The organism is Flavisolibacter ginsengisoli DSM 18119, assembly GCF_900129295.1.
Classification (GTDB): domain Bacteria; phylum Bacteroidota; class Bacteroidia; order Chitinophagales; family Chitinophagaceae; genus Flavisolibacter; species Flavisolibacter ginsengisoli.
In genome coordinates this window covers 20,268-35,177 of the sequence record NZ_FQUU01000001.1, presented here as the reverse complement: position 1 = coordinate 35,177, position 14,910 = coordinate 20,268, and the positions used below count along the sequence as shown (strand labels likewise).

Here is a 14,910-nt window from a genome sequence, read left to right as displayed (position 1 = left end):
CATGTTAGAAGAACTTATCGTAGCAGGTTTTGGAGGACAAGGGGTATTATCAATGGGAATGACCCTGGCTTATGCAGGAATGGTAGAAGGAAAAGAGATCTCATGGATGCCTTCTTATGGGCCGGAAATGAGGGGAGGAACTGCAAATTGCATAACTATTATTTCGGATAATAAGATCAGTTCTCCAATACTTTCCTGTTTTGACACAGCTATAGTGTTGAACCAGCCCTCTATGGACAAATTTGCGACAAGGGTTAAGCCTGGAGGATTGTTACTGTATGAATCGGGGACAATTTTACGCCCCAGTGATCGAAAAGACATCGCTATTGTTGGTATACCTGCCACTGCAGAGGCGCTGAAGATGAAGAATGCCAGGATCATGAATATGATCATCCTTGGTGCCTACCTGCATTTAAAACCAGTAGTAAGCCTTGATTCCATATTGGAGGCTTTGAAAAAAGTATTGCCTGAAAAATACCATCACCTGCTTCCTATCAATGAAATGGCATTGGAAAAAGGAGAACAATTGATCCATGAATTGGAAGAACCTGTGATGTTGGTTTGTTGATCTGCTATATATTCCTTCTCTAATTTATCATGGAAGTATTTAACTTCTTATAAATCGCTAAGCTGAAGACTACGGGATAGTGGCCATTATATTTTAAAGGTTATTATTTCACAGACCCGGGCATTATCCCTTCCAATGTTTTAGTAAACAGTTTTCAGAGCTTCGCCAGTGTGTCGTTCAATTTCTATCTCTTTATTGTCATTTTTTTCTAAAAATCTGGCATTGGATCTAAATAAGCATAAGTCAATTCGCTATTGTCTTATTTCTGAATTTGGATTTTGCAGTTCATTCAGTTTCCTGTCTTATTAAAATTCCGTTTTATCAATACAAATTGTAGCCGGTAACGTTACCGGAAACGTTACCGGCTGCAATAGGCTTGTGAAACCAATGGTGTACTACATAATTATCTAATTTGACTCCGGTAATTGCTCGATTTCATCCATCAATTTTATTAACTAACACACTTGTCTAATTATGAGAAAATTCTCCAGGTTGATTTTCTGGATTCCTCTTTTGTTTTTTGCGACACCAGAATTAAATGCACAAACACATGCTGTAAGAGGAACTGTAAGTGATGCTGAAAATGGTTCAGCCATTAGCGGAGGGTCAATACTTATTAAAAACTCCAAACGGGGTCAAACTGTAGATTCGAACGGCCATTTTAATATATTGGCCAATGGAAATGACATATTGATTTTTTCCAGGATCGGATATCTTACACAGGAAATCCCGGTTAATAACAGAACTGTAATTAATGTTAAGCTAAAAGCAGAAGATAAAAACCTGAATGAGGTTGTAGTGGTAGGTTACAGCAGTGTTATTAAAAAGGCCGTTACCGGGTCCATAGCTTCCATCAAAACAAAAGACCTGGAAAACATTCCCACTTCATCATTGCTTAATGTGTTAGCAGGTAAAGCCCCTGGAGTGCAGGCAATTGTTCGCACCGGCTTGCCAGGTGGAGCGGGTGGTGGCCTGGTGGTTCGGGGTAATACAAACCTCTCAGACGCGAGTGATGTCACTGGTCTGAGTAATCCATTATATATAGTTGATGGAGTACCTGTATCACTGGAAGATCTTGCAGGTTTTGATGTTACCCAGAATGATTTTTTTGCAACACTCAATCCGGATGATATTCAATCGCTGGATATCTTAAAAGATGCGGCAGCTACTGCTATTTATGGATCCCGTGGAGCTAATGGTGTTGTTATCATTAAAACCAAAAGAGGTGGCAACAGGAAGACACGTTTCAATATAGGTTCTTCTACAGGAATCAACTTTGAACCAACTAAACTTAAGGTATTCATTGGCCAGGCAGAAAGGGATGAAAAGCTGCGATTGTACAATGAAAGTTTTAAAAGTCTTTTCGGAGAGCAGGCCTGGGTTGATGTTAGAAATGGACTTGAGGTCAAAGGATATATGTTGCCTGCAGTATTAACAGATAAGTACAATCCTGCTTTTAATAATGCCTATGACTACCAGAAAATGTTTTACCAACCAGGCGTTACACAACAATATAATTTAAGTATGGACGGAGGCAATGAAAAGAATGCCTTCCGTACCAGCCTTGGCTATTACAAGGAAAAAGGTGTATTGGTTGGTTTTGGATTCAACAGGGTTACAATGAATTCGAGCCTTACTACAGAGATCAGCAAAAAACTGCATAATGATCTGTCTCTAAGATTAAGTTATTTAACACGCCAGGGAGGTCAGTCAGATAATTTGCGTTCTTTCCCTACCAGTCCTACTGATCTTCCGTCTTCTTTGTTTTATAAAACTCCGGAAGAGTTGTCTTTGTTATCTGGTAAACTTGGAAATACCTATAATAATAATAAAACCTACCAGGGGTCTTTAAGTGAAGTTTTACGGATTGACCTGGCCCCAGGTCTGACTTTAGACAACCAGGGCTCTGTGTCAGGAACTTTTGGTAAGAAAGAATACTTTGTTCCATCTTCTGCCACTGATAATGGCTTGTCTTATGCGGAATCATCCAACAGCGGAAACTTTACCTTAAACGCCCATTCGTTTTTAAGCTATAATAAAAGGTTTAATCAGCATGATATCACAGCTTTACTTGGATCAGAGGTAAATATGGACCAGGAGTCTATGTCTCTTTTATACGGTGAAGGTGGACCAAGCGATTATATCCGCGTTGTACAAGGGTTTAAGAAAGAAAACGTTAATGGGTATAGTGATATCGTACAATCAAATTTGCTTTCCTATTTCGGAAATGTTTCATATGGTTATAAAGACCGGTACAAAATCGAAGCTGTTTTAAGGCGCGATGCTTCGTCCCGTTTTGGAGAAAATAACAAATGGGCTACATTCCCATCAGTTAAGTCATATGGGTATTTTCTGAAGAACCATTTTTGAAACCTTTAAAGAATGTACTTTCTTTTGGTAAATTTCGTGTATCATATGGCGCTTCAGGAAGTATAGCCGCTGATCCATTATTACAGTACAATTCCTTTATTTCAAATACAAATATTGGAGCGGGTATAAATAATATTTACGCTAACAAAATAGACGTTAAGACATATGGAGGCGTTGGTGCATTGCTGGCTGACTTCAATAAAATAGCCAATAAATCCTTGTCATGGAGTAAGTCCAAGGAAGTCGACTATGGTATTGACCTGGAATTTTTTAATCACAGGATATATGTAACCGGCGATATTTATTCAAGGTATACTTCGGGTTCTGTCTTTGTTTCAGAATTGCCTTCCCAGGTAGGCTATAATTCCATCCGTTCCAATCTTGTTGATATGATCAGCAATGGATGGGAGTTTGGAGTTACCGGATATTTATTTCCGCGTACCAGTCCTTTTCAATGGGATATGACATTGAATTTTTCCAAGAACAGTACTTCAATAGCCAAACTAGGCAATGGTGGACGTGATTATATTACAAGTAATTATGCATTTGTTGTAGGTCAACCTGCATTTCAATATTATACCTATGAGTACCTGGGACCGTTGCAGAGCATAGATGATCTGCCTGTAAATCCTATGACTGGTGAACGTATGAAATATTATGGCGCCGATGCAGGCCTGGCTATCAATCAACAGGGAAAAATATTTCCTGGAATGCCCATGTTTACTGATGTAAATGGTGATTACCTGATAGATGGTGCTGACTATGGCAATGATAAAAAAATAATCCAGGGTAAATCGCCGGAACCTAAGATCCAAGGTGGATTTCAAACAAATATTAAGTATAAAAATCTTAACCTGAGGGTTCAGAGTTCCTTTGCATTCGGCAATTATATTTTTAATACATCATTACAGCAGGTATTGTCTCAGTATGATGATAATACTGCATTTTTTACTAAAGCATTATACGATTTAAGCGGGTCAATTAACTTTTGGGAAAAGCCAGGAGATAATGCTTATTATCCTATGCGGTATATCAGTTATAGTGATGGGGGAAGCGCCCGTTCTTTTAGAGCATCTTCAATGTTCCTTGAAAAAGGAGATTATTGGAGCGTTGATGACATCACACTCTCCTATAACATCCCACAAAAATGGTCAGAGCATATTGGATTTACAAGAGTGAATGTTTTTTCTACAGTTAGGAATGCTTATATGTGGAAAGCCTCTAATGTTCCTGATCCAAGAATGGTCACAAAAACGGGTTATTATAATGGACAAGGTTACCCAATAAACAGGAGTCTTGTTGTTGGCTTAAACGTTCAACTTTAATATTCTTAAAATCATGATGAAGAAAAATATAGTGATACTGCTTCTGGTTGCAATGATAGTAAGCAGTTGTAAAAAAAGTTTTTTATCACCTTCCCAGGTTGACCTGGTTTATAATGAGGTTTATTGGAAAACATCCCAGGATGCAGAAAGAGCACTGATCGGCACCTATTCTTTATACCGGGGTTTAATGGTAAATGCTCAAATGTATAACAGGGGTGATGTCACTACTGGGTTGATCAACAGGGGATGGAACGGTGGTTCTGATCCTAATTTTTACCTGCCAGGTGATTACTCTAATATTAATGGTACCCGCAAATCATGGGGCGCTATAGAATCGTATGCTGACTGGAGTGGTTTTTATAAAGTAATTGCCCAGGCCAACCTGGTTATTACGCATATCCAGAGCATGGATGATAAACTTTTTGCGAAAGGTCAAAAAGAGGAATTATTGGGAGAAGCATATTTTCTCCGTGCCTTGACATATTATAATATAGCCACCATATGGGGGAATGCACCTTTGATGATTGAATCCATTGAAAGTTCAAGCCAGGTCATAACAGCAAATAATGAACTGGTAAATACCCCACGATCAACGGATATACAGATCATGGACAATGTTTTGGCTGACGTTACAAAAGCTGTGAACGGGCTTGCCTTCGGTATCCCCGGAAGTTCCAAATGGGGTATCCGTGCCAATAAGGGTAGTGCACTGGCATTATCTGGGTACGCTAATTTATGGATGGCCTTTTTAAAGCAAAGAGACGGTCAAACCAATGCTTCTTATATTACTAATGCTGTAACTGCACTGCAGGACGTTGTTGAACATGGAAACTATAGCCTGGCTAGTTATGCAAGTGCTGATTTGGTTCGGCAAATGTATAAGGGCAGATCATCTGAAGCAGTATTTGAATTAAACATTTCAACTGAACAAAATGAATCTTACCGGGTTGACCAGGGCGGAATTCAATACCTCACATGCAAATTGCTTCCTATAGATGGTGATGTATCAAAGGATCGTGCAAGCAGCATCAACTTTGTCCCGGCTTCTAAAAAAGCTTTGATTTATCCGGAATATCCTGATGATGCAAGAGCTGATTTGTTCTGGACTGCATGGGAATCTAATTATGATGAGCCATTCTCAGATGTCAGCCCGACTGCAACAGACAGGAACATGGTAACCTGGATGACAAAATTTGCTAATTTTTCTCCTGACCCTTCCCGGCAATGGAATGAATATGTTGCCTATTTCGCAGATTGTAACATTCCTGTATTTCGTTACACGGACGTTAAATTGCTATTTGCAGAAGCTTTTATTAAAAATAATCAGCCAGGAAATGCCTTGTCAATAATTAATGAAATTCGGACAAGAGCAGGATTGGAAACTTATTCAGGTTCTGATCCTATGACTGAAGTATTACAACAACGCACCAGTGAGCTAATAGGTGAGGGAAAATTGTTCTTTGATTATGTCCGGAATAATTACTTCCCTGTTTCCTCCGTAATGACCCCTGACAGGTATGCTCAAAAAGGATATTACTGGCCTGTAAGTAGTAATATTTTAACTACCAATAAAATGCTTACGCAAACACCTTTTTGGAATGGAAAAACAGTTTGGTAAAAAACTTAAAGACTTACAAATGAGAAAAGCAATTATATTCTTCTTACTACCAATATGCCTTGTCACTGCCAACTCTTGCTCCAAAGACAAGTATGTAATTGGTGGAGAAAAGAATGAAACAAATAAAGTAAATCAAACCACTTACGACTTTCTGAAGTCCTTTGAGGCTACTTCAGAAACTGCAAGGTTGATTGAAAGAGCCGGCAAAATCAATGAAGTGAATGGCAATGTAACGATAATTGCTCCCAGCAATTATGCGGTAAACAGGTATTTGAGGAGAAAAAATAACCGTGCGTTACGTTTAGATCCTAACGCCAGGCCTCTTACTATAGAAGACATTCCGGTAGATGAACTGGACCAACTGGGAATGTATATTGTTGATAATAAGTTTGCAAGCGACAGTATTCCTGCATCAGGGATAATATTAGCTACCCATCATGCAGGGGATTCCCTACGTTTAAGCCTTGATGAAAGCGTGGCAGATCCGGGAACGGCATGGGATGGGGGAGGCCAACCCGGAGAAGGATACCAGTATGCCAATTTCATGCAGACCAAACCGGTTAGGGTAACTGTTCATTTCAAAAGAGGTGCTAATTGGGAAATGGATCCTCAGCAAAGAGTAATGTTGGGATATGATAAGCCTGAATGTGACCAGGTTTATAAAATGTACATCTCGGATGTAATTACTACAACCGGCGTAGTACATGTAATTTATAGTGGAGATTATAATTTTACCGACCACTATTATTATCATTCCTTATTTTTCTTTGGAACAAGAGCAGACGATCTGTTGTAGGGAAGAACTAATTATTCTTACAATGGTGTGCAACTTTAAAATCAGTAAAAAAATGAAAAAAAATATAGTTTATTCAGTATTAATGCTGGCCCTGGCGGGATGTTATAAGGTACCGGAACAAAAAGGATTTTTAAGTAACGACCTATATTTAAAAGGTACAGATACTATAAACCTTGCATTAGGATCCAAAGGGAATAGTAATGTTGCCTGGCTGGATGGTTCTTCCGAACCATGCCTTTTTACGCTGGAAAATATCCGGGATAAAAATGGAAACAGGTCAGAACAATTTTTTACAAAGTATCCATATAACACATGGATCAAGCCATATGACAATAAGACGGACACCACCATGGCATTGGTTAAGGCAAAAATCAGTACCACGGAACTGCCTCCGGTTAGTATCAACCCAGTGAATGGAATGCTGCAATTCCTGGAAACTACCAGTAACCTGAAGCAGCCTGGAGATGTATATCATGTGGATGTGAAAGTGAAAAATTCCTATGGTGAAAAGATCTATAAGGATTATGCCAAGTTGAAATTAACGTCTGAATCTCAACCATTCATATTTTATAATGCTGTAGTCGCAATAATACTTGTAAATGGTGGAGGTGCAACTACATTTACCTTGTATGATAACATAACTGATAATGACCTGCAGAGACACCAGAATATTTATGAAAGAAATGGCAAAGAATTGCTGGATGTTTATAAGCTCAGTGATGAACCATCAACAGGTATTAAATTACTGATCCAGTATAAGGATGCTGACGGGAAGGTTTTCCCCGCCCAGGATTATAGAACGTATTCCACAGGCACAGAGAGTTATTTTGATTATGCAGTAAACCGGCAGAATACAGCTGAAGGAGCCATGATTGAATTTCCAATGACCCCATGGCCAACACGCCAGGATCTGCTTTCCTACTTAAAGGGAGGTACAATGGGTTTTGACAAACTTGATACAGCGGCCCTTCACCAGGGTGTTTATTATGATAAAAAGTATCCATTTTTAAATCCATGGCCAGCTGACTCCTGGGGTGCTTCCAAATGGTTTATCCGTTTACGCTCTAAAATTTTATTTAAGGAAAGCGGCACCTGGGTCATCTCGTGTAAGTTTCCATATACACATATTTAATAATCTTTTGCTTATTAAATATGTGTAATATTCTTGAAGAACCTTTTGAACATATTTACGTACCAATTTGGGTAAAATGATATATACACCAACAAAAAAGAAAACTGAGTTTCCAGGCAAATTTATTTATAGTAATACGCTTCTGCTAATAGCAAATCGGCAGGTAGCTTTCAAAGTAATGTGTACAGCAACCTTTATCTTATGCTTGCTAACATCATTTGCCCAAAAGCAAAAGCTGGCTTCTCCCCAAATTGTAAAAGTGGCAGTGGTAATGCAAGATCCCAGGATACCATCAATGGGTAATAAGAGAATGCATGAATTATTCAAAACACCAGGTTATACATTTCAATGGAACGATCCCTGGAAATTAGCTGAACAATACAGGGATAGCTTAAATGCTATCAGTCATGGCGTAGTAAAATATGAATTTGTAAAAATTTATGACGAGAATATTTTTTTTACAAAGCTGAAAAATTCAACTGAGCTACTGTCATTGGATAAGCTTGTTTCATTGCTTTCCGAACCAGGATGGGCAACATTAAAGAAAGATGGTACCCAGTTTGACTATAATGCTTTCATTCAACATTATGGATTTTGCGAGATGAGAGACCGAAATGAGATCAACGAGGTTTGGTTGTGGTCTTTTCCTTATGCCGGTGGGTATGAATCTACATTTGCAGGCGAAAATGCTTTCTGGTTGAATTCAGACCCCGTAACCAATACAAGCTGTAAGGATTTGCTGGTTGTTATGGGATTGAATTACGAAAGAGAAATGTCAATGGCGCTTGAAAGTTATGGTCATAGAGTTGAGTCAATCATGCGCAAAGTATATGGCCGCTGGGATAATAAGGCTGCCGATCCTAATAACTGGGAGATTTATACAACTATTGACAAGGTATCCCCCGGAAATGCACAGGTTGGTAATATCCATTATCCACCCAATGGAAATTCAGATTATGATTGGATAAACAAAAGGACCGTTTCCACTTACGCCGACCTATGGTATAGTTATCCCAATATAAAAAGAGAAGGTAAAAAAGCCAGGGAAGTTGATTGTAATGAATGGCAATGCAGTCACTCAGGCTATATGTCATGGTGGTTCAGGCATTTGCCTCATTATAAGGGGATCAATGTCAAAGATGGACATCTGAATAACTGGTGGGAATACGTGGTTGATTATAATGCAGCCATGAAAAAGGAACAGCAGTTAAAAAATAAACATAGTAAACATCTTAAATAATTCATTACATCTACAGGACACCTCACAAGGTGTCCTGCTCATTTAATTCTATTTGCAGAAATGAAATTCACCTTACACTTATTCTTGTTTTTACTTTTTGGATCATTTGTTTTGATCCCCCTGGCATCATTAGGACAAAAGAGTGTCCCATTACATAGTAACATGCATATTACGCATTCTGTGACCATAAAAAAGGGGACTTATCATTTAGATGGTGCAGATTCCTTATCCCAGGGAGCAATAATCATTGAAGGAAATAATATTACGGTTGATTTTAATGGAGCAGTTATTTCAGGGAATCGCGATGAAGAAAATCCTGATCGGTTTCAAGGGACATGTATAATTATTAAAAACGGACGCAATATAACCCTGAAGAACCTAACTGTAAAAGGCTATAAAGTAGGACTGATGGCTCGCGGGATCAATGGACTGCATATAAACAATGCTGATTTTAGCTATAATTTCAGGCAGCATTTAAATAGTAACAGGCAGCGGGAAGACCTGGCTGATTGGCAAAGCTATCATCACAACGAAGGGGACGAATGGCTTCGTTTTGGAGCAGGTATCTATTTACGTGATTGCGATAGTATGGATATTCACAACACAACAGTTACGAATGGCCAGTGTGGTTTAATGATGACGAATTGTAATGGTGGATTGATTTACAATAATAATTTTTCTTTCAATTCAGGCCTGGGAATAGGGATGTATCGCAGCAGCGGAAACAGGATCATGTATAATAAGGTGGATTGGAACGTACGTGGGTTTAGTTTTGGCGTTTATTACCGGGGCCAGGATTCTGCCGGAATACTGGTCTTTGAAAATAGCAGCAACAATGTTTTTGCTTACAATTCAGTTACGCATTCCGGCGATGGTTTGTTTTTATGGGCAGGGCAATCAACAATGGACACTGGTGAAGGTGGTTGCAATGATAACCTTATATATGGCAACGATTTTTCCTATGCACCAACTAATGCAGTTGAGATCACCTTCAGTAGGAATAAGGTTATAAACAATAAAATGCATGACTGCTGGCATGGAATATGGGCCGGTTTTAGCTACAACACAATTATTGCTAATAATGATTTTGCTGATAATTTATCAGCTATAGCTATTGAACATGGTAATAACAATATTATTGCCCAAAACCAATTTAATGGCGACAAAGTTGGCCTTGAATTATGGTCATCTCCCAATCGTCCGAAGGACAATGGATTTTTAAAACAAAGAGATACCCGTAGCATGAGCTATACTATTGCCAATAATAGCTTTAATGGTTTGCGGAATGTTATTTCAATAAATAATACTGCCCATGTAGTTTTTACCAATAATAAGGTTACTGAAAGTTCCTTTCAGCAAAAATTTGATTCCACAGTAAAAGATATTGTTATTGAAAAAACCGGGGACGGTGTAGCACTGGTTAATGACAGTAGTTTTTATCCTGTTTTGGCAGGAATACCCAATGGTCAAAATGCAATGATTCCTGCAGGAAAGCCAAAAGGTAAGAAATATATAATGATGACGCCTTGGGGGCCCTATAATTTTGACTATCCTATGCTTTGGTTAACTAAAGCAGATAGCGGCAGACTATACTTTGATATTATTGGCAAACCTGGTAAATGGAAAATCAAGCATATCAAAGGAGTCACTCAACCTTCTGCTGCTTCGGGTTTTATACCCGGTATACTTAGTTTTGTTAAAGATACTTCTGCTATGAAGGATATTGATATTGAATTGGAATATAATGGGGAAAGTATTGTTTCTCCTTTTGGGAAACTATACCCTGCTGGGAAAGCCTATCTTTTTCATTACAGAGAATTTAATCCATCATATAATTGGAAGATGAAATGGTTTGTAATAGATTCTACCCACGACCCGGTAAAAAATGAAAATTATTACAATAGTTTGCAGCAATCAATGCCTGTAAAAACTACGGAAGGACATGATCTGAGTTCAGTATTTGAAAAAGGATTTGGAAAGAACATCCCAACTGAAAAAATAGTTACAGAGTCCACCACGGATATCAATGTTCCGGCCGGGTTATACAGATTAGGAATCAGCGCATCGGAGATGGTAAAGGTATTTATAGATGGGAAGCTGGTCATTAATAGTTGGGATCCAACTAAGATCATTTATGACGCTGATTATCATAATGACGCATTTATTTCCTTAAATGGAAAACATTCCATTCGTGTGGTTCAGGCTCAATATGGAGGCTATGGAATGCTTTTCTTTTCATTACAACCTGTGGAAAAGAAATAATGTTTCTTTGAACGTGGGGTAAAGCATATGACGTTTTATAGTTCTAGCGTATAATTTACCTGCTTCTTATTGTAAATAAAAAATGAAGGCCTTAATTTCTTAAGGCCTTCTGCTTTGCAAAAGAAGCAGTGTAAACTGCCGGTAACTTTTAATTTGTTTATGGAGATATCAGTTTATTCAACTACAGGGAACTGGCTAATCCTTAAGGTAGTGCACCCATATGGAATCAGGGTAATTTCTATTTCCGGTTCATTTTTCAGATACTCTATATTGCTATAAGGTAAAGGTCCAGCGGTTTCGTTATATAGTTTCCATTCAGGTATCAGTTTACCCTTGGTTTTAATTTCAATGGGTGCATTGCTTAAGTTCCAGGGTTGATCACCAATGTTCTTTTTCATTGAAACCTGGAATCCCGATTCAATATTTTTTAAAGAAGATTGGGCCAGCCCAAAATTCCATGGCGAAAGGGGTCTGACTTCTTTATAGCTTCCGTACCTGTCTGTTCCATTGACATTTTTCCAGTCTTCTTCAACTTTTAAAGCATATACCAATGGGCCCCTGTCAACAGCTACTGAATTATTGAACCATCGGCTGGTGGTAACTTGCATTGGCAGCGTCAGGGATACTTTGTCACCATCTTTCCATTTTCGGTTGATCTTTATGATCTGGCCGCCTTTGGATTCTGTCCATTTTTCTCCATTGATCGTTATGATTGCCTGGTTACACCATGAAGGAATGCGAAGATGAAGTGGGAACAAAACCTGTTTTTTCGCTTTATATATGAAGTTGATTTCATCATTGAATGGATAAGATGTTTCTTCTATAAACTTTATTTCTGTTCCATCTCCCACTTTTGCATTTACTTCAGATGCTCCAAATACCAATGCAGCAAGTCCATTATCTTCAGTAGCAAACCACAGGCTTTGCACAAACTTTGGCCATCCCTGGTGCATGTTGGTTGTGCAACATGGATAACCGGTCAGCAGGCCAAAACACTGGTCCGTTCCATCATAGGCTGTTACAAAGTTCCTGTTGTGCCTTGTGATCATTACCTGGTTGGCCTGTTGATAGTACTGGCGATTCATATATTCGTCGTCGATCTGGGTGGGCAAAGCATTATAAGCGATCTTCTCAAGATGATCCATCATGCTTACATCAGCAGTGATAGCCATCATATTCTCAAGAGAATACATTAATTCTGTAGCAGAACAAAGTTCTGACCCCTGCACCGGATCGTTGCCGCGGGTTAATTCATCCGCACCATACATGCCCTGGGCCTGGCCCTGGAAGTCGCGTATGTTTTGAAAAGCCTTTTTTACGGCATCCACATATTTTTGGTCATGATCCTGCTGATAATAAATTACAGGCTCTTTAATGCCCTGTGCCAGGTTTACCCCATGAAATTTATACTCTGATTGTAACAGGTCTGAATATAAAAAACTTGCTGTCCAGTCGTAGGATTGCTTATGAATAATATTAGCCAGGTCCAGCAAAAACTTCTCGCCTGTCAGGTTGTATAGCCAATGCACAACCAATAAATTATCTCCGGCTCGTTGGGCCCCCCACCAGGAATAATAGCCAAGTGGTGTAACAGGAAGGGTTTTTAACTGGTAATGTGCATATTTCAGCATAAGATCGATTACCCTTTTGTCATGCGTAGCATTATAATATTGCTGTAAGACTTTTAACATTACCATTTTAGGCCACCAGTCACGGGCCCTGTTTCTTTGTAGTCCAGGCTCAGGAGCTGGTTCTTTTTCGGGGGGAATCGGTCCAAAATAACCATCATTCATTTGGTGAGTCAAAGACCATTCAATCCAGGTTTGCGCTTTTTCCTTTAATTCATGATCATCGAGGATATAGGCCAAAGGAACTAATCCATCTAGCCAGTAAGGTCCTCTTTCCCATACATCTCCATCTCCTCCTAACCAGCCATTACGTTTGCCCAACACGGCCGGGTAAAGCTTATCTAACTGGCCGGCCATCCCGGTTTTCATTGTTTTTAGTTGATTGAGTAACCAACCCCTGGGTTTAATGGCTCCTAAGGGTAGTTCCATATAAGGTTTTGAACTGAGCGGATATCTGTTTTGTAAATAGAGGTTTTTAATTGAATCAGCTGGTGGCTTTGAATAGCCTGTAATGACTGCCAGCATCAGCGCAGGTAACAGAAAAAAAAGTTTCTTCATGTAAATCTTGTTGATTTTATTTGATGGTGTAAATAGAAGGGTTCAATTCTTCTAAGGAAAATACACTTAAAGTATATTAACAAAAGCTCTAAACTATAACAATTGAAGAGTAGGCAATGCCTTACCAGCATTGTTTTTTAAGAGAACGTTACCGGTAACGTTCTCGAAATAAAGCGATATTTGAAAATGCGAAGTGATCAAGTGACCATAAAGGATCTGGCCCGCCTCTTGAATATTTCTATTTCTACTGTATCACGGGCATTGAGGAACGCTTCGGATATCAATCGGGAAACAAAAGAGGCAGTTCTGAAATTGGCTGAAGAATTGAATTATGAGCCCAATTTTATTGCTCAAAGCCTGGTGAAAAAGCAAACAAAAATGATAGGAGTGATTGTTCCTGCAATTCATTCCAATTATTTTTCTCAGGCCTTGGCTGGTATGACAGATGTAGCAAGTGAATTTAATTACCATGTAATGTTTTGCCAAAGCAACGAAACACTAGCACAGGAGATCAGCAGTATTAAAAAGCTGGTAGCCAGTAATGTCGAGGGTTTACTGGTTTCAGTATCAAAGGAATCCAGTGATATTTGTGAATTTGAAAAAATAAGACAAAAAGGTATTCCAATTGTAATGTATGATCGCATATTGAACGGTTTTTCCTGCAGTAAAGTAATCGTTGATGAATATGAGGGCGCATATAATGCTGTAAAACATTTGATCAGGAAAGGATGTAAAAGAATTGCTCACATTACCGGGCCAACGGATTTATCTGTTTCGGTAAACAGAATGAATGGCTACCTGGGTGCATTAAAAGATCATAATTTGCCAATAGATCCCGATTTAATTGTAATTGCAAAGGCCTTTGAAGAAAATGCCTTAATGGCCGTAAAGAAAATTATGTCGGTAAAGCCTGCAGTAGATGCTATTTTTTGTATCAATGATCTTTCGGCAGTTATCGTATTAAAGTATTTAAAAAGTAAAGGCATTAAAGTGCCCGAAGATGTCAGGGTGGTAGGTTTTAATGATGATCCCGTGAGCGGTTATGTTGAGCCTTCATTAACAACAGTTATGCAACCCGGATATGAAGTGGGTAAACTGGCCATGGGAATATTGATCGATGAAATTCAAAATAAAAATTTTCCTTGCCAGACATTCCGCCTTCGGACAAAATTGGTTATCCGGAATTCAAGCAAATAATAAGTATCCGGCCACCCGGCAGCCAACTATCCGTTTAGCTTTAGTAACCAAAGTGTTGTAATAACCACATAGTTTTTACTTTAAAATAGACTTTGGGTCTATTCAAGCAGTAGGCAGACATTCCCGCATACTAATATTACTCATTCCTCTGCGATAACGTTACCGGCAACGTTATCGGCTAAATTGATTAAAAATCTTACTGCAAAACCTTCTTTG

At 38.8% G+C, this 14,910-nt stretch carries 10 protein-coding genes; 9 read left to right on the top strand and 1 reads right to left on the bottom strand.

Going from position 1 to position 14,910, the window contains the following annotated elements; genetic code table 11:
• Nucleotide 1 precedes the first annotated feature (1 nt).
• The 8 genes from BUA53_RS00105 (at nucleotide 2) to BUA53_RS00070 (ending at nucleotide 11,311) form a co-directional block, all read left to right on the top strand.
• Nucleotides 2-568 (top strand): 2-oxoacid:acceptor oxidoreductase family protein, encoded by a 567-nt coding sequence (locus BUA53_RS00105; protein ID WP_072833214.1) that lies wholly within the window; start codon nucleotides 2-4, stop codon nucleotides 566-568.
• 474 nt (nucleotides 569-1,042) lie between these two features.
• Entirely contained in the window at nucleotides 1,043-2,938 is a 1,896-nt protein-coding gene (locus tag BUA53_RS00100) for a SusC/RagA family TonB-linked outer membrane protein (RefSeq protein WP_072833213.1), read from the top strand.
• On the top strand, nucleotides 2,935-4,263 hold the full coding sequence (locus tag BUA53_RS00095) for a SusC/RagA family TonB-linked outer membrane protein (RefSeq protein WP_072833212.1): 1,329 nt from the start codon (nucleotides 2,935-2,937) through the stop codon (nucleotides 4,261-4,263). Before BUA53_RS00100 ends, BUA53_RS00095 begins: the two co-directional genes overlap by 4 nt.
• Nucleotides 4,264-4,276: 13 nt before the next feature.
• A complete protein-coding gene (locus tag BUA53_RS00090; RefSeq protein ID WP_084079727.1) occupies nucleotides 4,277-5,881 on the top strand; it encodes a RagB/SusD family nutrient uptake outer membrane protein in 1,605 nt (534 codons plus the stop codon).
• A 19-nt stretch (nucleotides 5,882-5,900) separates the two neighbouring features.
• Nucleotides 5,901-6,677 (top strand): fasciclin domain-containing protein, encoded by a 777-nt coding sequence (locus BUA53_RS00085; RefSeq protein ID WP_139256294.1) that lies wholly within the window; start codon nucleotides 5,901-5,903, stop codon nucleotides 6,675-6,677.
• 52 nt (nucleotides 6,678-6,729) lie between these two features.
• Nucleotides 6,730-7,809 carry a DUF5007 domain-containing protein gene (locus tag BUA53_RS00080; protein ID WP_072833209.1) on the top strand — a complete coding sequence of 360 codons (1,080 nt, stop codon included), beginning with the start codon at nucleotides 6,730-6,732 and terminating at the stop codon, nucleotides 7,807-7,809.
• A 178-nt stretch (nucleotides 7,810-7,987) separates the two neighbouring features.
• On the top strand, nucleotides 7,988-9,049 hold the full coding sequence (locus BUA53_RS00075) for a hypothetical protein (protein WP_217652896.1): 1,062 nt from the start codon (nucleotides 7,988-7,990) through the stop codon (nucleotides 9,047-9,049).
• A gap of 60 nt (nucleotides 9,050-9,109) precedes the next feature.
• A complete protein-coding gene (locus tag BUA53_RS00070; RefSeq protein WP_084079726.1) occupies nucleotides 9,110-11,311 on the top strand; it encodes a right-handed parallel beta-helix repeat-containing protein in 2,202 nt (733 codons plus the stop codon).
• A 173-nt stretch (nucleotides 11,312-11,484) separates the two neighbouring features.
• On the opposite strand, the gene BUA53_RS00065 is transcribed toward BUA53_RS00070, so the two are convergent.
• On the bottom strand, nucleotides 11,485-13,497 hold the full coding sequence (locus BUA53_RS00065; protein ID WP_072833206.1) for a beta-L-arabinofuranosidase domain-containing protein: 2,013 nt from the start codon (nucleotides 13,495-13,497) through the stop codon (nucleotides 11,485-11,487).
• 186 nt (nucleotides 13,498-13,683) lie between these two features.
• On the opposite strand from BUA53_RS00065, the gene BUA53_RS00060 reads away from it, so the two are divergent.
• Nucleotides 13,684-14,694, top strand: a complete 1,011-nt coding sequence (locus BUA53_RS00060) for a LacI family DNA-binding transcriptional regulator (protein WP_072833205.1) — start codon at nucleotides 13,684-13,686, stop codon at nucleotides 14,692-14,694.
• The last annotated feature ends 216 nt before the right edge of the window (nucleotides 14,695-14,910 follow it).

Coding starts and splice junctions, on each gene's coding strand:
- BUA53_RS00085 (WP_139256294.1), top strand. CDS start 5,901: ATGAGAAAAGCAATTATATTCTTCTTACTACCAATATGCCTTGTCACT.
- BUA53_RS00100 (WP_072833213.1), top strand. CDS start 1,043: ATGAGAAAATTCTCCAGGTTGATTTTCTGGATTCCTCTTTTGTTTTTT.
- BUA53_RS00065 (WP_072833206.1), bottom strand. CDS start 13,497: ATGAAGAAACTTTTTTTTCTGTTACCTGCGCTGATGCTGGCAGTCATT.
- BUA53_RS00080 (WP_072833209.1), top strand. CDS start 6,730: ATGAAAAAAAATATAGTTTATTCAGTATTAATGCTGGCCCTGGCGGGA.
- BUA53_RS00075 (WP_217652896.1), top strand. CDS start 7,988: ATGTGTACAGCAACCTTTATCTTATGCTTGCTAACATCATTTGCCCAA.
- BUA53_RS00070 (WP_084079726.1), top strand. CDS start 9,110: ATGAAATTCACCTTACACTTATTCTTGTTTTTACTTTTTGGATCATTT.
- BUA53_RS00090 (WP_084079727.1), top strand. CDS start 4,277: ATGATGAAGAAAAATATAGTGATACTGCTTCTGGTTGCAATGATAGTA.
- BUA53_RS00060 (WP_072833205.1), top strand. CDS start 13,684: ATGCGAAGTGATCAAGTGACCATAAAGGATCTGGCCCGCCTCTTGAAT.
- BUA53_RS00105 (WP_072833214.1), top strand. CDS start 2: ATGTTAGAAGAACTTATCGTAGCAGGTTTTGGAGGACAAGGGGTATTA.